The sequence below is a fragment of the Cryptosporangium arvum DSM 44712 genome, assembly GCF_000585375.1.
Classification (GTDB): domain Bacteria; phylum Actinomycetota; class Actinomycetes; order Mycobacteriales; family Cryptosporangiaceae; genus Cryptosporangium; species Cryptosporangium arvum.
In genome coordinates, this window is sequence record NZ_KK073874.1 from 5,747,697 (window position 1) to 5,767,619 (window position 19,923).

The following is a 19,923-nucleotide window of genomic DNA, read 5'->3' on the forward strand; positions in this document are numbered from 1 at the left end:
TACCTCAGCGCGGCGCCAGACGCAGCACGCTCAGGTAGCGGCGGACGACGCGGTCGTCCAGATCCGTGCGGACGCGCTCGGCGATCGCGTCGAGGAGGGGTTCGCGGACGCCGGGCTCGAGCCGCCGGTAGAGCGACGTCGTGCGGAGCAGGTCGGCGAGGCCCGCCCCGTCGAGTTCCTGGACGGTCGGGTACCAGCGTGTGGTCACCGGGCCGAACCCCGGCCACTCGACGTCCGCCGCGGCGCGGGCCTCGTCCTCCGCCGGCGGGTTGCCCCAGCCGGGGTTCCCCGGCGCGAACCGCTCGTGCAGGTCGGCGGTGGCGGCGTACATCTCCGGCTCCTCCGGCCGCCGCACCACGACGTGCCCGAGCAGCGCCATCCAGCCGCCCGGCCGGAGCACGTCGTGCGCCCGCGGCCAGCCGACCACGGGATCCACCCAGTGCCACGACGACGCGGCCACCAGCAGATCGAACCGCAGGCCCCGATCGTCCCACCGCTCGAACGTCGTCGGCACGACGTCGACCGCGGGGTACCGAACCAACCGGCGACGCGCCCGCGCGGCCAGCGCGTGGCCCGGCTCCAGCGCCGTGACCGTGTACCCGAGCCCGGCCAGCGACCGGGTCGCCTGGCCCGTGCCGCACCCGATTTCGAGCACGGACGACCCGCTCCCGACCCCGGTGAGCGAGCCCAGGTCGGCGAAGGCCTGGTCGGGGTAGCCCGGCCGGATCCGGTCGTAGAGCTCCGCCACCTCGTCGAACACCAGGCCCAGGGTCATCGTCACGTCCCGTCGTAGTAGGTCGGCCGCCGGGGCGGGTACCGCGGAACATCGTGCCGGGCGAATCGGCCCGATCGCCTTCAAGACCGAACGTTCTATCTAGTACGCTGTGAGCCGTGAAGACCTCGGAAGCCCGGGCTCGGCTGCTCGCCACCGCGACCCGGATCTTCTACGCCGACGGTATCCATTCGGTCGGCGTCGACCGCATCGTCAGCGAGGCGCAGGTCACCCGGGCCACGCTCTACCGGCACTTCCCCGGCAAGGAAGACCTCGTCGTCGCCTACCTCACCGAGGTCGACCGGGCCATCCGCGCGAAGGCCGGCGAGCTGCTCGCGGAGGACCGGCCGGCCGCCGACACGCTCCGGACCCTGGCCCGGGCCATCGCCGACGACATCCGGTCCCCCGGCTTCCGCGGGTGCGCGTTCCTCAACGCGGTCGCCGAGTACCCCGACGTCGAACACCCGGTCCACCAGGTGGTGCTCGCCCACCGGCAGTGGTTCCTCGACACGGTCACCGGCCTGTTCGCGCGCACGGCGGACCTCCCCGCCGAGCCCGCCGCGCAGCACTTCGTCATGCTGCGCGACGGCGCGATGGCCGCGGGCTGCCTGTTCGACCCGGCGTTGATCTGCGAAACCTTCCTCCGCGGCGTCGACGGCCTCCTCCGCGCCCGAGCCTGACGATCCGCGCCTCACCACCGCGCCCGACCACCGTGCCTGGCCTACGATCGAAAGGTGTTCACGCGCCAAGGGCCGACGCTGGGTGAACTGACCGTGCAGGCACTGTCCTCAGTCGAACGTGGTTACGACCTGCTCGCCCCGAAGTTCGACCACACGCCGTTCCGCACGCCGGCGATCGTGCTCGACGCGACCGCCGACGCGCTGGCCGGGCACGGCCCGTTCACCGACGGTCTCGACGTGTGCTGCGGGACCGGCGCCGGGCTCACCGTCGTGGAGACGCTCTGCCCCGGGCGCGCCACCGGCGTCGACTTCAGCGCGGGCATGCTCGCGCGGGCACGGGAAGCGCACCCGGGCGCCACCTGGGTCCGCGCCGACGCCCGCGCGCTGCCGTTCGCCGGGGCGTTCGACCTCGCGGTCAGCTTCGGCGCCCTCGGGCACTTCCTGCCCGCCGACCGGCCCGCGCTGTTCGCGGGGGTGTTCCGCGCGCTGCGCCCGGGCGGCCTGTTCGCGTTCCCGATCGAGGCGCCGCCACCGGTCGCGTCGGGCTGGTACTGGTTCACCCGCGGGTTCGACCTGACGATGCGTGTGCGCAACGCGGTGTGGCGCCCGCCGTTCGTCATGTACTACCGCACCAGCGCCCTGCCGGCCGTCCGCGCCGACCTGTCGGCCGCCGGTTTCACCCCGACGTCGGTCGAGCTCACCGCGGCCGGCGAATACCGTCCCGGCAGCCCGCGGTGCCTGCTGGTGCTCGCCCGCAAACCCTGAGCCGCCCCGGTCACGCGTCTCCGCGCAGGCGGCGGAGGGCTCCCGGATACCGCCGTCGCCGATGACGTTGACGTTGACGTTGACGTTGACGAAGCCGACCAGCTCGCCGCCGCGGCGGGCCGTGACACCCACAGCAGGCTGTGCCGGGCGAGCCGGGCGTTCCACGGCTCGCCCGGTGGTGGCCGAACGCCGCACCGTGCAGCCTCGTGATCGGCGACGGAATCGCGCACCTGGTACTCGATGCCGGAACCGTAGCGCCGGGGTCCGACAGTTACGTGAGATCGGCCAGTCCGGTCTCCCACCGGCGGCGACGCTCCTCGGGCGTCTGCTCCCACCAGGGCACGCCCCGCTCGCCGAGCGCCACCTTCGCCCGCTGCACGCGGGCCCGCGCCGGCGCCGGGTCCTTCTCGGCGCGCAGCAGCACCCCCACCTCGCGCCGCGCGGCCATCAGCGCGCGCCGCAGCTCCGCGGCGACGTCCTCGGGGATGGCCGGGTCGGTGGCCCGCCACCGCCGGCCGGAGATGACGACGTAGTGCCCGTCCTCGGTGTGCTCCACCGGCCACTCGTACCCAATTACACCCGATTTGTACCTGACCAGCACCCTTTCGTGCCCCCGGAGGCGGAAAGAATCAACTGTCATGGACTCGGACGCCGAAGAGGCTCGTCTCGCGGCCTTGCGTAGCTACCAGGTACTCGACCGGCCCCGCCCGGCGACGCTCGACGCGCTGACCGGGCTGGCCGCGGTCCTCTTCGAGACCCCGCTGTCCGCGGTGTCGCTGATCGACCGGGACCGGCAGTGGTTCGCCGGCAGCACCGGCCTGGCCGACCGCCAGACCCCGCTGTCGGTGTCGTTCTGCGTCCACACGCTGACGGACAAGCAGCTGCTCGTCGTCCCGGACGCCCGGCTCGACCACCGGTTCAGCGCCTACCCGAACGTGCGCGAGGGCCCGCGCATCCGCTTCTACGCGGGCGCGCCGATCGTCGACGAGGACGGTTTTGCGCTCGGCGCGCTGTGCGTCGTCGACGACCGCCCCCGGGACCCCTCCGACCGGCTCCTCGATCAGCTGACCGCGCTCGCGGGCCAGGCCGCCGGGCACCTCGCGCTGATCCGCAGCCGCCTGCGCCTGGCCGACCTGGGCGACGAACTGGCGCGCGCCGAGCAGCGCGAGGAGGACCTGGTCGCGTCGATCACGCACGAGCTCCGCACCCCGGTCACGTCCATCCAGGGCTATCTGGAGCTGCTCGCCGACAGCGGCGACCCGGGCCTCGCGGCCGAATTCATGGAGCCGATCCAGCGCAACGGGGATCGCCTGGTGGCGGTGGTCAACCACCTCATCGCCGGTACCCGGTCGGACGCGACGGCGCTGCCCGTCGTGCTCGCGCCGATGGACCTGGGCGCGATCGCGGACGCCGCCACCAGGGCCTGCGCGAGCCTGGCCGAGGCCCACGGGGTGACGCTGCGGCTCACCGACGGCGAGCCGGTGCCGCTGGAGGCCGACGCCGCCCTGCTCACGCGGGCCGTCGAGCAGCTCGTGCGCAACGCCGTGCTGTTCACCCCGCCCGGCGGTCACGTCACCGTCGACGTACCCGGCGGACCGGTCGCGGGCGTCACGGTCACCGACGACGGCGTCGGCGTGCCGCCGGACGAACTGCCGTACGTCTTCGACCGCTTCTACCGGGGCCGTTACGCACGCGAGCAGGCCGTGCCCGGCGTCGGCCTGGGCCTGGCGCTGGCGCGGCAACTGGTCGGCGCGCACGGCGGCGAACTGCACCTGACCTCGTCCGGCGGGGTGACCACCGCCGGACTGGTGCTCCCCGCGGCTACGCCGGACGGATCCCGACGACCCCGTCGATGAGCTTGAGCAGGGCCGCCTTGGTGATCGGCTTCTCGATGAACACCACGTCCTCACCGGTGGCCAGCGCCCGCGCGTACCCGGACATGTAGACGACCTGGACCGAGGGCCGGACCGCCCGGACCGCGTCGGCGGTCTGCGGACCGGACATCCCCGGCATCGAGACGTCGGTGAGCAGCACGTCGATGTCGGTGGTGCGGGCCTGCTCGACCGCGTCCTCGCCGGAGGTCGCGATCTGGGACTGGTAGCCGCTGCGACGCAGCAGCTGAGCGGCGAGGTCGCGCAGCTCGACCTCGTCGTCGAGGACGAGGATCCGGTAGGCGGCCCGGCGCGCGGACAGGTCCTCCGGCGCGTTCGGGGACGGCGGCGGCGGAGCCGGGCGGGGCTTGAGGGCGGGCAGCAGGATCGTGAAGACCGTGCCTTCGCCGACCCGCGAGTCCAGCAGCACGGTGCCGCCGGCCTGCTGCACGGTGCCGTGCACGGTCGCCAGCCCGAGCCCGGTGCCCTGCCCCTCGGACTTGGTCGTGAAGAACGGCTCGAACACCCGCTCGGCGATCTCCGCCGGGATGCCGGTGCCGGTGTCGCGCACCCGCAGCGACAGGTACGGCCCGGGCGGCAGCCCGACGTTGTGCGCGTCCTCGTCGGCCAGCGGAACGGCCTCGGTGCTGACCGTGATCCGTCCGCCCTGCGGCATCGCGTCCCGGGCGTTGATGACGAGGTTGAACAGCACCTGCTCGAGCTTGCCGCGGTCGGCCAGCACCCGGCGGCCGGTCGTGTTCAGCTCGGTGGTGAGCGTGACGCGTCCGCCGAGGCTGTGCGAGAGCATGCGTGCCGCTTCGGTGGCGATCTGGTCCAGCTCGACCGGTTCGGCGTGCAGCACCTGCCGCTGGCCGAAGGCGAGCAGACCCTGGGTGAGCTGAGCCGCGCGTTTCCCGGCCTCCTGGATGCGCGACAGGCCGGCGCGCAGCTCGTCGCGAGCGTCCTCGGTGTCCAGCGACGGCAACTCGTCCATGTCGTCGAGGAGGACCTCGACCTGGCCGAACATGATTCCGAGCGTGTTGTTGAAGTCGTGGGCGATGCCGGCCGCGAGCTGCCCGATACTCTCCAGCCGCCGAGAGCGGTCCAGCTCCGCCTGCATCCGCTCGCGGTCGCGCTCGGCGGCGACGCGCTCGGTGATGTCGTGCACGGTCGCCGCGACCAGGATGCCGTCGTCGGTCTCCAACGCGGCCAGCGAGATCTCCGCGGGGAACTCGCTGCCGTCCTGGCGCCGCGCGCTCAGCTTCAGCCCGTGCCCCATCGGCCGGGTCCGGGGGTCGAGCAGGTACTGGTTGCGGTACGCGATGTGGGCCCGTTCGACGGCCTCGGGCACCAGCACTTCGATGGGGTGGCCGACGAGCGCGTCGGGCGGATAGCCGAACAGACGATCGGCCTGCCGGTTGGTCATGATGATGTGGCCGGTGTCGTCGACACCGACGATCGCCATCGCCGTCGCGTCCAGCAACCACCGGAAACGTTCCGCCGGTGCCGCTACGGACACGCCGGTACACCTCCGCCGCGCGCGCTCACGTCCGCCAGTTCGGCCCGCCGACGCCCGACCTGAGGGCAATCGGCTCCCGTTCCGCACCCGAACTTCACCTCTCCGGGTGCGGCCGGGAGCCGATGTGTGCCCCGTACGCCGAACATCAGTCGCCGGAGGATTCCCGTGAACTCACTCGCCGCACCGGTCACCGCCGCCGGGGCGAACCGGACGACGTCGCTGGTGCTCGTGGTCGAGGACGAGCCCGACCTCCTCATGATGTTCCGGCGGGCCCTGCTGCGTTCCGGCTTCGACGTCGCCACCGCGACGAACGGCCGCGAAGGCCTGGCCGCCGCGAGCGAGCTGCGGCCCGACGTGATCGTGCTCGACATCGTGATGCCCGGCGAGTCCGGGTTCCGCGTCTGCCAGCTGTTGCGCCGCAGCGAAGCCACCCGGGCCACGCCGGTCCTGCTGCTCAGCGCCGCCCCCACCGACACGAACGTCGCGCAGGGCCGCCAATCCGGCGCCACCGGGTTCCTCGCCAAGCCCCTGAGCCCCGCGATGCTGGCCGAGCACGTGCGCGCGATGCTCGACCACGCCGTGCGCCCGTTCTCCCTGGCCCCCGGCCTCGGTTAGGCCAGGCGTACTACGCTGACCCGGTGGCGCAGCGGACGGTCGATACCGTGCTCGTGCGCTGGTACGAGCGCCGGGACCGGTCTCCGGACATCGCCGAGCGGTGGCTGCGGGCGGCCGCGGAGCACCTGCCGGAGGCGATGCCCCGCCGCTACGGCGATACCGAGCCGCTGCGCGGACGGGGTGCCGACGGCTTCGTCGACGCGCACGGACGAGCCACCGACCTGTTCTTCCTGACCGGAACTCCCCCGGTGTACCACGCCTCCTTCACCGCTCGGGGCGGGCCGACCTCCGTGCACACGCTCCACGCCGAACTCCCGGCCGACGACCAACGCGTGAACGCGTTCGCGCTCGCGCTCGTACACCCCGGTATGACGTACGTGTCGGCGTCGATCGAGCGAGGGCTGACCCTGGAGCGGGGCACGCTCTGGGGGCCGGCGTCCTCGCCCGGCGAGCCCTACCTCGCTCCGCACGGCGACTGGCTGGGCCTGCCGCCGGAGCCGCCGGCCTGGTGCTGGTTCGGGCCCGACTACCGCCGGCGGGTCGCGCGTGACGTCGACGGTGCGGACGTCGCCGGTGGCCTGCTCCGGACCGGCGGGCCGTGGGTGCGCCCGGCGCTGACCGCGCGCCTGTCCGAGGCCGACCCGGCCCGGCGGCGCGCCGCACGGATGCCGCGGGGCCTGCGCCGTTCGCTGTTGCAACTGCTACGGAAGCCCTGACGTCATGATGATCGACCGGCGCCAGATCGCGGCCGCCTTACCGCAGTACGAGATCGGTGAGCCGCTCGGACGCGGCGCGCACGGCCTGGTGTTCGCCGCCCGCCACCGCCGGCTCTCCTCGATGCGGGCGGTGAAGGCGATGCTCGTCGTCGACCAGGACGTCGCCGAGGCCTCGCAGCGGTTCCTCACCGAGGCGCGGGTGATGACCGCGCTGGACCACCCGCACATCGTGCGGGTGCACGAGTACGCCGAGGCCGGTCCACTGTTGCTGCTGGTCATGGAGTACATGGCCGGGGGCACGCTCGGTGATCGGATGCGGGGACCGGTGCCGACGGAGAAGGCGACGGCGTGGACGGTCGCGGTCGCCGACGCGCTGGAGAGCGCGCACCGGCGCGGGGTCGTGCACCGGGACATCAAACCGGCGAACCTGCTGTTCACCACCGACGGCGTGGTCAAGGTCGGCGACTTCGGGATCGCGAAACTGTTCGCCGGGTCGGACGCGACGGCGAGCGGCATGATGGTCGGCACCCCGCGGTACGTCGCTCCGGAGCAGATCAGCGGGCAGCGGGTGGGGCCGCCGTCCGACGTCTACGGGCTGAGCGCGACGCTGTACGAGATGCTCGCCGGGCGGTCGCTGTTCCCGCGCGAGCTGACCGTGCCCGGGCTGCTGCACCATCACCTGTCGGTGCCGCCGCGACCGCTGGAGGACGTACCCCCCGCGTTGGCCGGGGTCGTGCTCCGTGCGCTGGCGAAGGACCCGGCGGATCGTCCGGCGACCGCGCGGGAGTTCGCGCGTGCGCTGCTCCAGGCGGCCGACCAGGATCTCGGGCCGGAGTGGACGAGCCGGTCGGGGGTCCCGATGCGGGTCGACGCGGCGGTGATGCGGTCGGCGGCACCGGTGGACGACGCGGCGACCGTGCCGCTCGCCGACCGCCGGATCCCCTCGTTCGAGCCGGCCGCGGAGGACGCGCCGACCGTCGCCCGTTCCGACGGCGGCGGCCGCACCGGGGAGAAGGCGTCCGGCCGGCGTGTGGTCGTGCTCGCGGCCGGCGTCGCCACCGCCGTGCTGGTGGCCGCGGGGGTGGCCGGCGCGGTGGTCCGGAGCGGCGCCGAGGGCGGGCCGGCGAACGCGGCCGCCTCCTCGACCGCGTCCTCGGCCGCCGCGGCACCGGCGCCGGCGAAGCCGGTGGCCGTGCCGACCCGCACGACGCTCGTCACCAGCTTCGAATCCCGTTCCCGCACCACACACGAGCTGACGTTCAGCGACGACACGACGAAGCTCATCGAGACCGACCAGTACGGCGTCACCAGCGTCTGGACGCGCGGCCGCACCGAGCCCGTCCGGCTGGCCGCCGACCGGCTGACGATCCGTTCGGCGATCTTCAGCGCCGACGGCACCACGGTGATCACCGGCCAGAAAGGCGCACTGCGCCGGTACGACGCCGCCACCGGCCGGATGAGCAGCACCACCCCGCTGCGGGGCGTGGACGACGTGACCTCGCTCGCGCCCTACTCGGCGGGGCGTGACGTCGTGCTCGGCGACTGGCTGGGTCAGGTCTGGGACAGCCCGTCGCAAAGCCGGGCGACCTCGGTGGGCACCCAGGGCGACGGGATCCTCGCGATCGCGGTCGACCCCCGCGGCGAACGGATCGCGTCCGGCAACAGCGACGAGATCCGGCTCTGGGACCGCCGCAGCCGCAGGGTGATCGCGGCGATCCCGGGCCGGTTCGTCACCGACGTGAAGTTCAGCCCGGACGGCACGGCGCTCGCCTCCACCGATCAGAGCGGGGACGTGTCCCTGTGGGACGCCACCACCGGCGCCCAGCGGGGCACCACGATCCCGGCGATCAACGGCGGCCCGGACGGCGAGCGGACGTTCTTCGGCTTCACCGCCGGGGGCACCGCGCTGGTGACGAGCAACGGGGGCACGCTGCGCTGGTGGAGCAGCACGACCGGCGAGCAGCTCGGCGACCCGGTGACGCTGTCCGGTGCCGACGGTGCCGCCGGTTTCAGCCCGGACGGAACCCAGGTGGCCGTCAGCACACCGGGCGGCAAGATCACGATCTGGAAGCTGAGCTGAGCCCTACGGGCGCTGCCGGGTGGGGCGCACGATCACCTCGTTGACGTCGACGTCGCCGGGCTGATCGATCGCGAACGCGACGGTGGCCGCGATCGCCTCCGGCGGGATCGACGCCGCCCGGTAGGTACGCATCGCGTCCCGGGCGTGCGGGTCGGTGATGTGTTCGGCCAGTTCGGACTCCACCACTCCGGGCGAGATCGTCGACACCCGGAGGCCCGGATCGGCCTCCTGGCGCAGTCCCTCGGTGATCGCCCAGACCGCGTGCTTGGTGGCCGAATAGACCGCGGAGGTCGGCACGACCTCGTGCGCGCCGACCGACGCGATGCTGACGAGGTGCCCCGCGCCCTGGTCGCGGAAGGCCGGTAGCGCCGCCGCGATGCCGTTGAGCAGGCCGCGGACGTTGACGTCGAGCATGCGGTCCCATTCGTCGACGAGCCCGGCGTCCAGACGCGAGAGCAACATGACCCCGGCGTTGGCCACGAGCACGTCGAGACGGCCGTGGCGGGCACGCACCCGCTCGACGAGCGCGGTGACGGCGGCACGGTCGGCGACGTCGAGCCCGGCGACCTCGACCGAGCCGGTGGACGAGGCGGCCAGGGCGTCGAGGCGGTCCGTGCGGCGGGCGGCCGCGACGACGTGGTGGCCGTCAGCGGCGAGGCGGCGCACGACCGCGGCTCCGATGCCGCTGCTGGCGCCGGTGACGAGGATGATCTTCGACGTAGTCATGGCTCCACCGTCCGCCCGGGGCCGGGTTCCGGGGAGAGACACATCGCTCCCTGGGAGCAGCGCACCCAGGCACGATCCGGGCCGGCGTGTCTACGCTCCGGTCATGACCACCACGCCGCTCGGCGACTTCCTCCGCAGCCGGCGCGCCGCTGTGCGACCGGCGGAGCTCGGCCTGCCCGACGCCGGCCCGCGCCGCGTGCCGGGGTTGCGTCGCGAGGAGGTCGCGCAGCTCACCGGCATGAGCGTCGACTACTACGTCCGCCTGGAACAGGGCCGCGAACGCACTCCGTCGGCGTCGTTGCTGGACGCGTTGAGCGCCGCGCTCCGCCTGGACGACGACGCCCGCGCCCATCTGTTCCGGCTCGCCGGCCTCGCCCCGCGCGACCGCGGCCCGCACGGCACCGAGCGGGTCGACGAAGGGCTCGTGCGGCTGCTGGGCGCCTGGCCGGACCATCCCGCGCTCGTGTACGGGCGCGCGTACGACGTGCTCGCCGCGAACCCGATCGCCGAGGCGCTGTTCGGCGGGTTCTCGGTCACCCGCAACCTGATCCTGCTGGTGTTCACCGACCCGCACGCCCGCGAGTTCTATGTCGACTGGCCGGCGGTCGCGGCGAACACCGTCGCCGGGTTCCGGATGCGGTTCGGCCGGTCACCCGACGATCCGCGGATCACGGCCGTGCTGCGCGAGCTGCTCGCCGGCAGCGCGGAGTTCCGCGCCCTCTGGGCGCGTCACGACGCGCGGGGCAAGGCGCCCGAGGTGAAGACCTTCCGCCATCCCGAGGTCGGCGAGCTGACCCTGCGCACGCAGATCTTCGACGTCCGGGGCGCCGCCGGCCAGGAGCTCGTGGTCTACCAGGCCGACCCCGGCTCCCCCAGCGCCGACGCGGTGGCGCTCCTCGGTTCCCTGGCCGCGACCGGCTAGCGCAGGCGGAACACCGGGAAGCCCGGAGCGATCGCCGCGAGTTCGGCATCGGTGGAGGCCGTGGTGATCCCGTCGAAGAACTGGCCGACCTCCCAGCCCCACTTCCGCAGGTACTCGCGCAGGATCGGCAGCTTCACCTCGTCGGGCAGCTCGTCCGCGGTGAACGCCTCGGTCCGGCGGCCCACCCGCAGCTCGCCCCCGCCACCGACGCGGAGGTTGCGCACCCACTGGGTCGCGCCGCGCGGGGCGATCAGGTACCGGACGCCGTCCAGGCCCAGCACGTTGACCGGGTTCTCGCGCCACTCTCCGCTCGTCCGGCCGCGGACGCGCAGGATCCGCGATCCGGCCACGCTCAGCCCGGCCCGGGTGAGCCCGTGCACGACGCGGTTGAAGATCTTCGTGGTGAACCAGCCGGGCTCGAGGTACCGGACCTGCTCGACGACACTCATGATTGATCCCTCCGAAAGAAACGAGAGCACTGCTCTCAAAGGAGAGCATCATTCGCAGACGAAAACAAGAGCACTGCTCTCAAAAAGTTGCAGTGCTCGCGCAAGTCGGCCATAGTGGGCTCGTGACCGCACCCCGAACCGCCCGCGCCCGGGCCCGCGAAGAGCTCACCCGGGAGATCAAGGCCGCCGCCGGGCGTCAGCTCACCGAGGTGGGCGCGGCGGCACTGTCCCTGCGTGCGGTCGCCCGCGAGCTCGGGATGGCCTCCTCGGCGGTGTACCGCTACTTCCCCAGCCGCGACGAACTGCTGACCGCGCTGATCGTCGATGCCTACGACGCGGTCGGCACCGCCGCCGAACGGGCCGAGGCCGCGGTCGGGCGCGCCGAGCACGCCCAGCGCTGGCTCGCCACCGCGACCGGCGTCCGGGCCTGGGCCCTGGCCCACCCCGAGGAGTACGCGCTGATCTTCGGCAGCCCCGTCCCGGGCTACCGCGCGCCGACGGTCACGATCGACCCGGCCAGCCGGATCCCCCGGCTGCTGCTCCGCATCCTCCAGGACGCGGCGAGCCCGATCGGGAACGACGTCCCCGTGCCCGCACCCGTGCACGACGACTTCGACGCGCTGCGCGCACTCGTCGCCCCCGACCTGCGGGATCCGCAACTCGCGCGCATCCTGATGGCCTGGACCCAGCTGATCGGCAGCATCAGCTTCGAGCTCTTCGGTCACCTGAACAACGTCGTGCGTAACTACGAGACGTACTTCGTGTTTCAGATGACGACCATCGGGCGTGAACTGGGTCTGCGGTGAACCCTTGCGGCGCCGCACTTGCTCGATAAAGCTGGCGTCATGAGTCGAATCACGGTTGGCACACAGAACTCGACGGAAATACAGCTGCACTACACCGACCAGGGCTCCGGGCAGCCGGTCCTGCTCATCCACGGCTACCCGCTCGACGGCAACAGCTGGGAGAAGCAGACCAAGGCGCTGCTGGCCGCCGGCTACCGCGTCCTCACTTACGACCGCCGCGGCTTCGGTGGCTCCACGCACGCCGCCGACGGGTACGACTACGACACGTTCGCCGCCGACCTCGACACGGTGCTCACCCACCTGGACCTGCGCGACGTCATCCTCGTCGGCTTCTCGATGGGCACCGGCGAGCTGGCCCGCTACGTCGCCAACCACGGCGCCGACCGGGTCGCGAAGCTCGCGTTCCTCGCGTCGCTGGAGCCGTTCCTGCTGCAGACCGACGACAACGCCGAGGGCGTCCCGGCGGATGTCTTCGAAGGGATCAAGACGGCGGCGACGAACGACCGCTTCGCCTGGTTCACGCAGTTCTACAGCGACTTCTACAACCTCGACGAGACGCTCGGGAAGCGGATCTCCGAGGAGGTCGTCCGGGCGAGCTGGAACACCGCGACCCAGAGCGCGCCGGTCGCCGCCTACGCGGTGGTGCCGTCGTGGCTGGAGGACTTCCGCTCCGACGTCGAGGCGGTGAAGAACGCCGGCAAGCCGACGCTGATCCTGCACGGCACCGGTGACCGCATCCTGCCGATCGACGCCACCGCGCGTCGGTTCGCCAAGCTGGTACCGGACGCCCGGTACGTCGAGATCGAGGGCGCGCCCCACGGGCTCCTGTGGACGCACGCCGACGAGGTCAACACCGCGCTACTGGAGTTCCTGAAGTCCTGACCGCGCGGCCGCGCCCGGTACGACCAGTCCCGTCTCGTACGCGACGACGACGGCCTGGGCGCGGCTGTTCAGGCCCAGCTTGCCCATCACGTGTTTGACGTGCGTCTTCACGGTGGCTTCGCTGAGCACCAACCGCCCGGCGATCTGGGTGTTCGTGAGCCCGAGCCCGACCAGCCGCAGCACCTCGAGTTCCCGCGCGGTGAGCGACTCCAGCTGCGGCTGCTCGACCACCGACACCCGGTGGTGGCGCGACGAGTTCTCGATCAGCCGCTGCGTGATGTGGGGCGTGATCAGCACGTCACCGGCCATGATCGTGTGCACGGCCGCGAGGATGCGCTCGGGTGGCGTGTCCTTGAGCAGGAACCCGGCCGCGCCCTCACCGAGCGCCGCGTAGACGTACTCGTCCACGTCGAACGTGGTGAGCACGACGACCCGGGGTCGCGGCTGCACGGTCCCGGAGAGGATCTGCCGGGTGGCGCCGATACCGTCGAGCACCGGCATCCGGATGTCCATCAGCACCAGGTCGGGCCGGGTCTCGACGGCCAGTTCGACCGCCTGCGCTCCGTCCGCGGCCTCCCCCACCACCTCGGTGCCCGGCGCCGCGGTGAACAGTGCCGCCAGGCCGCCGCGGATGAGCGCCTGATCGTCGGCGATGAGGATGCGGATCGTCATAGCGGTAAGCGTGCCGTCACGCCGAAGCCTCCCTCGTCGCGGGGCCCCGCGGTGAGCACGCCACCGTAGAGCTCGGTCCGTTCGCGCATTCCCTTGATGCCGTAGCCCGGTACCCCGCCCGCCGCCGGCTGGGCGCCGTCGTCGAGCACCCGCAGCGTCAGTGTGTTCTCGCCGTAGTCGACGGCGATGCGGACGCCGGCCGAGCCGGCGTGCTTGATGACGTTCGTCAGCGACTCCTGGACGACCCGGTACGCGCACAGATCGGGGCCCGGCGGGAGCGGGCGCACCTCGCCGCTCACCGCGACCTCGACCGGCACACCGGCGGCCCGGGTGCGTTCGACCAGCCCGTCCAACGAGGCCAGCCCCGGCTGCGGCTCGTAGTCGGCGCCCGGGGAATCGGCGGGCCGCAGCACCTCGAGCAGCCGGCGCAGCTCGCTGAGCGCGTCGTGGCTGGCCTCCTCGACGCATGCCAGCGCGGTGCGGGCCGCGGGCCGGTCGGTGTCGAGCAGGTACCGCGACACCCCGGCCTGCAGCGAGATCACCGACATGTGGTGCGCGACGACGTCGTGCAGCTCGCGGGCGATGCGGACCCGCTCGTCGGCGGCGGCCCGTTCGGCGCGCGCGGCCAGGCGCTCGGTGTGCTCGGCCCGGCGCTTCACGCTCTCCCCCAGCACACCGGCGACGATGATGCCGAGCAGCCCTTTCAGTAGCTCGGACCAGAGGACCGGGGTGGGGATGGAGTGCCCGGCCATCGCGACGACCGTGCCGACGACGACCGCGAACGTCGCGCCGAACGTCAGCAGCACGACGCGCCGGGAGCACTGCGTCGCCACGGTGAACGTGGCGATCAGCACCGCGAACCCACCCTCGGGGTAGCTGTTGCCGACGAGCACCGCCAGCGCGAGCTGCGCGGCGAGCACGACGCCCAGCGTGGCGACCGGTGCGACCTGCCGTAACACGATCGGCGCCGAGGTGAGGAGCACCAGCGCGATCGTGAGCACGCCGGCGTCCGGCCGCTGATAGGCGGTGCTGCTGACCGTCACCGCCGTGAGGACGGCGGCCAGCACCGCATCGACAATGATCGCCCTGGTGTTTCCGCGCACGGGTCAACCGTAGAGAGAGCCACCGACGATCCGCCTCGCCCGCTCGGAGGGTCCTGTCCTACCCCCAGCGGGGTAGGACAGATGCCGTTCTGGGGCGATGACTCAGCGCGACCACATCTCTAGCGTCAACCGGCATGAAACGAATCTTTGTGATGGTGGCCGCGTCAGCGGCGTTACTCGGTGCGACGGCGACCGCGGCGACCGCGACCCCGAAGTCCGACGTCCGCACCACGCTCCAGCAGGACGCGAACGCGATCGTGCGGCAAGGCTCGCCGGGTGTGCTGGCCGAGCTCTCGACGACGCACGGCAGCACGACCGTGCGCGCCGGGTTCGGCAACACCACGACGAAGGAGCCGGTGCCCCGGAACGCCAAGTTCCGGATCGGCAGCTTCACCAAGACGTTCGTCGCGACGACCGTGCTGCAGCTGGTCGGCGAGGGCAAGGTCGCGCTCGACGCCCCGATCGAGAAGTACCTGCCGGGCACGGTGAAGAACGGCAAGAACATCACCGTGCGGCAGCTGCTGCAGCACACCAGCGGCCTGGCCGACTACCTCGCGGCCCCGGAGTTCGCGTTCCTGGGCGACCGGGAGGCGTTCGAGAAGGGCCGGGTCCGGGACTTCACCGCCGAGGAGCTGGTCGCGCTCGGGATGAAGCAGAAGCCGCTGTTCGCGCCGGGCACGAGCTGGCAGTACTCGAACACGAACTACGCGCTCGCCGGCCTGCTGATCGAGAAGGTCACCGGCGACGACTGGCGTGACCAGGTGAACGAGCGGATCGTCCGGCGGCTGGGGCTGACCGACACGACGGCGCCCGGCACCGACCACTCGGTGCCCGACCCGCACGCGGTCGGGTACGAGCGGTTCCCCGGTGCGGGCGCGACCCCGGAGGACCCGCGGTACGGCGAGCCGATCGACGCGACCGAGCTCAGCTCGACCTGGGGTGACGCGGCCGGCGAGATCATCAGCACGACCAAGGACGGCAACCGGTTCCTGCGGGCGCTGCTCTCCGGCAAGCTGCTGAAGCCGGCCCAGCTGGCCGAGATGAAGAAGACCGTCGCCGCCAAACCGTTCCAGGCCATCTGGCCGGGTGCCCGCTACGGGCTCGGCCTGATGTCCAGCACCAGCCCGTGCGGCCTGATCTGGGGCCACGGCGGCGACATCCTCGGGTACAAGACACGCAACGGTGCCAGCGAGAACGGCACGCGCAGCGTCATCGTCTCGATGAACACCGACTCACTCAAGCCGCTGCCCGGCGCGCCGAAGCTGACGACGGACGTCTCGGTGCCGCTCATCCAGCACGCGATCTGCTCGTAACGTCGACAGCGCGGCGCTCCGGCGGCCCTCCCGGCCACCGGAGCGCCGCGCTGGGTTCTACCGCTGGGTGTCGCCGGACCCCGTGTGCTGCTGCGCGGCGTCGACTCCCTTGTCGATGTGGGACGAGTGCTTGTTGCCGGTGCGCTCGTCGACCTGGTCCCCGGCCTTCTCGAGACCCTGGTCGACCTGCTTGTCGTGCTTGTCGGCGAAGTCTTTCGCCTTGTCCATGAAGCTCATGGACGCCGGGTGCCCTGGTCGCCGACCACCAAACCCGCCGCCGACGAAGTGACCGACGTGAACATTTCGGACAGCCGGCCTGCGGTCAGCTCACCGACCATCCCTCGGCCGGGGTGACCGGCCGGTCGGCCCCGCCCGGTCGGGCCACCACGGCGTTCTGGTGCTGGGTCGAGAGGACGACCTGGGTGGTCAGCTCCCCGTGCCGTCCGAGCTGTTCGACGACGCCCTCGAGGTGCGCCAGCGTCGTCACCCGGAGTTTCAGAATCGTGCAGTGCGCGCCGCTGAGCTTGTGCACCTCGACGATCTCCGGGTACTCCTCGGCCCGGCTCGTGCGCAGCAGGCAACTGCCCAGCGCGCACCGCATCTGGATGAACGCCGTGATCCCGTAGCCGGCGCGCTGGGGGTCGACGACCGCGCGATAGCCGGTGACGACCCCCGCGTCCTGGAGCCGGCGCACCCGCTCGGCCACCGCGGGCGACGACAGGTGGATCCGGCGACCGAGCTCGTTGAACGACAGCCGGCCGTCCTGCTGAAGTTCGTCGAGGATGCGCCAGTCGATGTCGTCCAGGGTGTATTCCGTCCGGAAGGCAGTCACGGGTCGAGCCTGGCGAACGGAAAGCGGAAGCGCCAGGGACCAGGGCGACGGCAATGGTCGCCGACCGGCGACGTTCCTAACGTTCCCGGCATGAATCGACTGTGGATAGCGGGGGCGCTGGGTGGCCTGGGCCAGACCGTGGTGGGGGTCGCGGCGACGCTGCTGGTCGACGCGCTCGCCGGGGGCGTCGCGGCCGGGTTGCCGCAGACCGCCCAGGTGCTCGGGGCGGCCGGGGCCGCGCCGTTGATCGCGCGCTCGTCGGCCCGGCACGGCCGGGGGGTCGGCCTCGCGTTCGGGCGCTCGCCGGCGCGGGGGGATGTGTCGCGTTGATCGCGGCGGCTGTCCTCGGCAGCGTCGCGCTCGTGGGCGTGGGGAGCTTCGCGTCCGGGTTCGGCGCGGCGGCGGTAGCGCTCAGCCGGTACGCGGCGGTCGGGCTCGGCCCGGCCGGGCGCGAGGCCAGGGCGGTCTCGGGAGTGCTGGCGGCGGTCGCGGTGGGCGCGGTCGCCGGCCCGAACCTGCTGGCGCCCGCGGCCGCGCTCGATCGCGCGATCGGGCTGCCGGCGTCGACGAGCGCGTTCGCACTGGCCGCGCTCACGTTCCTGGCCGCCGCCGCGACCTGGTCCCCGGTGGCGACCTCTCCGCCCGCGGCGAACCCGCCCCGGTTGTCCGCCGCGACCCGGTCCGTCGATTCGGGGGCGGCGGCCGGGGTTGCCCGGTCCCCGGGCGTGAAGGCGGCGATCGGCCTGCTTGCTGTCGCGAACCTCGTCATGGTCGCGACGATGACGATGGCGCCGGTCCAGCTGCACCACATCGGTGGCGGGTTGGCGCTGATCGGCGGCGTCGTCAGCATCCACATCGCGGCGATGTTCGCGCCGGCCCCGCTGAGCGGGTGGATCGTCGACCGGTACGGCATCGGCGGCGGTGCGGCCGCGGCCGGTGCCACGCTCCTGTCGGCGACCACGCTGGCGGCGTTCTCCGCGCACTCGGTGGCCGGGCTCACCGTCGCCGTCGGGCTGCTCGGGCTCGGCTGGAGCGCCGCCGTGGTCACCGGCAGCACGGCGCTGGTCCGCGCCACCACCCCGGAGCGACGTCCCCGCGCCGAGGCGGCCGGTGAGGTCGGCATGGCGCTCGCCGCGGGCGTCGGCGGGGCCGCGTCGGGCGTCCTGGTCGGTGCGGGCGGCTACGCGCTGCTGGCGACGACGGCCGCGGCCTGCGTCGCGGCCGGGCTGATCCCGCTCGGCGTCCGGCTGTCAGGTTTGACCGGAACCCGCTCCGGGGCACACACCAGCGCATGAGCGCCGCACTGTGGGTCGGAGTCTTCGTCGCCTTGGCCGCCGCGATCGTCGGCGTGCCGCTGGCCCTCTGGGCGGAGCGCAAGAACGACTAGGGCTTGCGCCCCACCGCCCCGTACGACGACACCTCGGCCGGATCGGGCCGGTCGCTCTCGTCGGCGTGCCAGTCGCTGACCGGCACGATGCCGGGTTCGACCAGGTCCAGGCCGTCGAAGAACCGCCCGAGCTCGGCGGCCGAGCGCCACTCCATCTCGTGCCCGAGCATCCGGCGGGCGTCGGCCGCGTCGTCGGGGGCGGCGAAGTCGAGCGTCGCGTTGGTGACCGCCAGGTAGCTGCCCGGCGGCAGCGCCTCGACGAGCGTCGACACGTGTGTGTGCGGTTGGTCGTGGTCTTTGGCGAAGTGCAGGATCGCGATCAGCAGCAGGCCGATCGGCTGGGTGAAGTCGAGCGTCCCGCGTGCGCCGGCGAGGATCGGTTCCGGCTCCCGGAGGTCACCGTGCAGGTACGCGGTGGAGCCGCTCAGCAGCTTCCGTGCGTGGGCCAGCACGAGCGGGTCGTGGTCGGCGTAGACCACCCTCGCGCCGGGAGCGATCTCGTGCACGGTGCCCGCGCTCGGGATCCCGGTGCCGATGTCCAGGAACTGCCGGACACCCAGGCCGGACAGGTGCCGCACGGCCCGCCCGAGGAACTTGCGGTTCTCCCGGGCCGCCAGCGGCACCGACGGGAAGCGGGCGGCGATCGCGTCGCCGGACTCGCGGTCGACCGGGTAGTTGTCGGTGCCGCCGAGCCAGTAGTTGTACCGGCGGGCAGAGCTCACCTCGGTGGACGGTACGGAATCGGTCATCGGTCCTCCTGCACCACTGTGGACGCGACCACCCTACGAGTCGCGGATCGTCAGGCCCTCGCCGCGTTGGCGGCGATCGCGTCGACGATCCGGTCCCAGGCGCCTTCGGGCAGGTCGTGGCCCAGGCCCGGGACGAGCACCAGCGAGGAGCCGGGGACGGCGGCGGCCGTGGCCCGCCCGCCGCTCACGTCGACCAGGCGGTCGTCCTCGCCGTGGACGACCACGGTCGGCGTCGTCAGCGCGCGCAGGCCCGGGGTGCGGTCGGCCGCCGTGACGATCGCCGCGAACTGCCGGGCCGTGCCGGCCGGGTGGTAAGCGCGATCGACCTTCGCGGTCGCGCGGCTGACCAGGACCTCCTCGCTGGTCTCGAAGCCGGGTGAGCCGATCAGACGGTAGAGGGCCACGTCCGCCGCGATCGCGGCCGCCCGGTCGGCGTCCGGCCGGGGCATCAGCACGGAGACGTCGTCGAGGGTGGCCTGCCCGACCGAGCGATCGCCGGTGGTCGACATAATCGAGGCCAGGCTGGCGACCAGGTCGGGACGCTCGATCGCGACCAGCTGGGCGACCATGCCACCCATCGAGACGCCCACCAGGTGCGCCCGGTCCACGCCGAGCGCCTCGAGCAGACCGGCGGTGTCGGCGGCCAGGTCCCGCAGCCCGTAGCGCACGGACGACAGGTCCCCGGCGAACAACCCGCGCACGTCCACGTCGCCGAGGTCGTCCAGCCAGGTCGAACGGCCGACGTCGCGGTTGTCGAACCGGATCACGTGGAAGCCGCGGGCGGCGAGAAGCGCGCAGAACCCGTCGGGCCACGCGATCATCTGTTCGCCCAGGCCCATGACGAGCAGCGCCGCCGGGTCGGCGGGATCACCGAACGTCTCGTAGCAGAGGTCGACGGCGTTCGATCGGACGACAGGCAAGCCCGGCTCCCAACACGTGGCGTGTGTTCCTCTGTGGATAGATTACGGGCGCGACGCGAGCAGGGCCTCGGGCCCCCGGCCGGGCGACGTGTTGGTCCACGCACTGGTGATACCGCGGCGGATCGGTGCCGATACGCGATGACT

General features: G+C 72.7%; 23 protein-coding genes. 12 read left to right on the forward strand and 11 right to left on the reverse strand.

Translation table 11 applies throughout. The annotated features are described in order from the left end of the window. Nucleotides 1-4: 4 nt before the first annotated feature. Nucleotides 5-775, reverse strand: a complete 771-nt coding sequence (locus CRYAR_RS26265; RefSeq protein WP_035855880.1) for a class I SAM-dependent methyltransferase — start codon at nt 773-775, stop codon at nt 5-7. Nucleotides 776-891: 116 nt separating this feature from the next. On the opposite strand from CRYAR_RS26265, the gene CRYAR_RS26270 reads away from it, so the two are divergent. Next, entirely contained in the window at nt 892-1,452 is a 561-nt protein-coding gene (locus tag CRYAR_RS26270) for a TetR/AcrR family transcriptional regulator (protein ID WP_035855883.1), read from the forward strand. A gap of 54 nt (nt 1,453-1,506) precedes the next feature. After that, entirely contained in the window at nt 1,507-2,217 is a 711-nt protein-coding gene (locus CRYAR_RS26275) for a class I SAM-dependent methyltransferase (protein WP_035855884.1), read from the forward strand. Between the two features lie 271 nt (nt 2,218-2,488). Here the strand turns inward: CRYAR_RS26275 and CRYAR_RS26280 are convergent, their stop codons facing one another. Then, complete coding sequence (locus CRYAR_RS26280) at nt 2,489-2,773, reverse strand: hypothetical protein (RefSeq protein ID WP_211247642.1); 285 nt, start codon at nt 2,771-2,773, stop codon at nt 2,489-2,491. An 82-nt stretch (nt 2,774-2,855) separates the two neighbouring features. Between CRYAR_RS26280 and CRYAR_RS26285 the strand changes: the two genes are divergently transcribed. Beyond that, nucleotides 2,856-4,073: a sensor histidine kinase gene (locus tag CRYAR_RS26285; RefSeq protein ID WP_035855886.1), complete on the forward strand. Its 1,218-nt coding sequence runs from the start codon at nt 2,856-2,858 to the stop codon at nt 4,071-4,073. Here the strand turns inward: CRYAR_RS26285 and CRYAR_RS26290 are convergent. Continuing rightward, nucleotides 4,039-5,607: a hybrid sensor histidine kinase/response regulator gene (locus CRYAR_RS26290; protein ID WP_157018065.1), complete on the reverse strand. Its 1,569-nt coding sequence runs from the start codon at nt 5,605-5,607 to the stop codon at nt 4,039-4,041. The genes CRYAR_RS26285 and CRYAR_RS26290 overlap by 35 nt on opposite strands. A 165-nt stretch (nt 5,608-5,772) precedes the next feature. Between CRYAR_RS26290 and CRYAR_RS26295 the strand changes: the two genes are divergently transcribed. Genes CRYAR_RS26295 through CRYAR_RS43675 form a run of 3 tightly spaced genes read left to right on the forward strand, consistent with a single transcriptional unit; the run spans nt 5,773 to nt 9,018 of the window. Continuing rightward, the gene (locus CRYAR_RS26295; protein ID WP_051570975.1) at nt 5,773-6,222 is read left to right on the forward strand and encodes a response regulator transcription factor; all 450 of its coding nucleotides are present in this window, start codon (nt 5,773-5,775) and stop codon (nt 6,220-6,222) included. A 23-nt stretch (nt 6,223-6,245) separates the two neighbouring features. Further along, the gene (locus CRYAR_RS26300; RefSeq protein WP_035855888.1) at nt 6,246-6,938 is read left to right on the forward strand and encodes a hypothetical protein; all 693 of its coding nucleotides are present in this window, start codon (nt 6,246-6,248) and stop codon (nt 6,936-6,938) included. A 4-nt stretch (nt 6,939-6,942) separates the two neighbouring features. Next, complete coding sequence (locus tag CRYAR_RS43675) at nt 6,943-9,018, forward strand: WD40 repeat domain-containing serine/threonine protein kinase (RefSeq protein ID WP_051570976.1); 2,076 nt, start codon at nt 6,943-6,945, stop codon at nt 9,016-9,018. A 3-nt stretch (nt 9,019-9,021) separates the two neighbouring features. Here the strand turns inward: CRYAR_RS43675 and CRYAR_RS26310 are convergent, their stop codons facing one another. Further along, a complete protein-coding gene (locus CRYAR_RS26310) occupies nt 9,022-9,744 on the reverse strand; it encodes an SDR family oxidoreductase (RefSeq protein ID WP_035855890.1) in 723 nt (240 codons plus the stop codon). Nucleotides 9,745-9,847: 103 nt separating this feature from the next. Between CRYAR_RS26310 and CRYAR_RS26315 the strand changes: the two genes are divergently transcribed. Then, nucleotides 9,848-10,666 carry a helix-turn-helix domain-containing protein gene (locus CRYAR_RS26315; protein ID WP_035855892.1) on the forward strand — a complete coding sequence of 273 codons (819 nt, stop codon included), beginning with the start codon at nt 9,848-9,850 and terminating at the stop codon, nt 10,664-10,666. Here the strand turns inward: CRYAR_RS26315 and CRYAR_RS26320 are convergent. Then, the gene (locus CRYAR_RS26320) at nt 10,663-11,115 is read right to left on the reverse strand and encodes a nitroreductase/quinone reductase family protein (protein ID WP_035855894.1); all 453 of its coding nucleotides are present in this window, start codon (nt 11,113-11,115) and stop codon (nt 10,663-10,665) included. The genes CRYAR_RS26315 and CRYAR_RS26320 overlap by 4 nt on opposite strands. Nucleotides 11,116-11,237: 122 nt before the next feature. On the opposite strand from CRYAR_RS26320, the gene CRYAR_RS26325 reads away from it, so the two are divergent. Further along, complete coding sequence (locus tag CRYAR_RS26325; RefSeq protein ID WP_035855898.1) at nt 11,238-11,921, forward strand: TetR/AcrR family transcriptional regulator; 684 nt, start codon at nt 11,238-11,240, stop codon at nt 11,919-11,921. Nucleotides 11,922-11,960: 39 nt separating this feature from the next. Next, complete coding sequence (locus tag CRYAR_RS26330; RefSeq protein WP_035855900.1) at nt 11,961-12,803, forward strand: alpha/beta fold hydrolase; 843 nt, start codon at nt 11,961-11,963, stop codon at nt 12,801-12,803. Here CRYAR_RS26330 and CRYAR_RS26335 read toward each other — a convergent pair. Together CRYAR_RS26335 and CRYAR_RS26340 are read right to left on the reverse strand one after the other, a co-directional pair. After that, nucleotides 12,780-13,475, reverse strand: coding sequence for a response regulator (locus CRYAR_RS26335; RefSeq protein WP_035855903.1), 696 nt, complete (start codon nt 13,473-13,475; stop codon nt 12,780-12,782). The genes CRYAR_RS26330 and CRYAR_RS26335 overlap by 24 nt on opposite strands. Then, nucleotides 13,472-14,578, reverse strand: a complete 1,107-nt coding sequence (locus CRYAR_RS26340; RefSeq protein WP_035855906.1) for a sensor histidine kinase — start codon at nt 14,576-14,578, stop codon at nt 13,472-13,474. The genes CRYAR_RS26335 and CRYAR_RS26340 overlap by 4 nt, the downstream gene beginning before the upstream one ends. A 134-nt stretch (nt 14,579-14,712) precedes the next feature. Between CRYAR_RS26340 and CRYAR_RS26345 the strand changes: the two genes are divergently transcribed. Continuing rightward, entirely contained in the window at nt 14,713-15,891 is a 1,179-nt protein-coding gene (locus tag CRYAR_RS26345; RefSeq protein ID WP_035855908.1) for a serine hydrolase domain-containing protein, read from the forward strand. 57 nt (nt 15,892-15,948) lie between these two features. Here CRYAR_RS26345 and CRYAR_RS26350 read toward each other — a convergent pair whose 3' ends face one another. Further along, on the reverse strand, nt 15,949-16,128 hold the full coding sequence (locus tag CRYAR_RS26350; protein WP_035855911.1) for an antitoxin: 180 nt from the start codon (nt 16,126-16,128) through the stop codon (nt 15,949-15,951). A gap of 85 nt (nt 16,129-16,213) precedes the next feature. Continuing rightward, entirely contained in the window at nt 16,214-16,723 is a 510-nt protein-coding gene (locus CRYAR_RS26355) for an Lrp/AsnC family transcriptional regulator (protein ID WP_035855914.1), read from the reverse strand. Between the two features lie 90 nt (nt 16,724-16,813). On the opposite strand from CRYAR_RS26355, the gene CRYAR_RS43680 reads away from it, so the two are divergent. Beyond that, the gene (locus CRYAR_RS43680; protein ID WP_051570977.1) at nt 16,814-17,053 is read left to right on the forward strand and encodes a hypothetical protein; all 240 of its coding nucleotides are present in this window, start codon (nt 16,814-16,816) and stop codon (nt 17,051-17,053) included. After that, nucleotides 17,050-18,018, forward strand: coding sequence for a hypothetical protein (locus tag CRYAR_RS26360; protein WP_051570978.1), 969 nt, complete (start codon nt 17,050-17,052; stop codon nt 18,016-18,018). Before CRYAR_RS43680 ends, CRYAR_RS26360 begins: the two co-directional genes overlap by 4 nt. A gap of 88 nt (nt 18,019-18,106) precedes the next feature. Here CRYAR_RS26360 and CRYAR_RS26365 read toward each other — a convergent pair whose 3' ends face one another. Beyond that, nucleotides 18,107-18,859, reverse strand: coding sequence for an SAM-dependent methyltransferase (locus CRYAR_RS26365; RefSeq protein WP_035855915.1), 753 nt, complete (start codon nt 18,857-18,859; stop codon nt 18,107-18,109). Between the two features lie 50 nt (nt 18,860-18,909). Next, nucleotides 18,910-19,779, reverse strand: coding sequence for an alpha/beta fold hydrolase (locus CRYAR_RS26370; RefSeq protein WP_035855919.1), 870 nt, complete (start codon nt 19,777-19,779; stop codon nt 18,910-18,912). Nucleotides 19,780-19,923 lie beyond the last annotated feature (144 nt).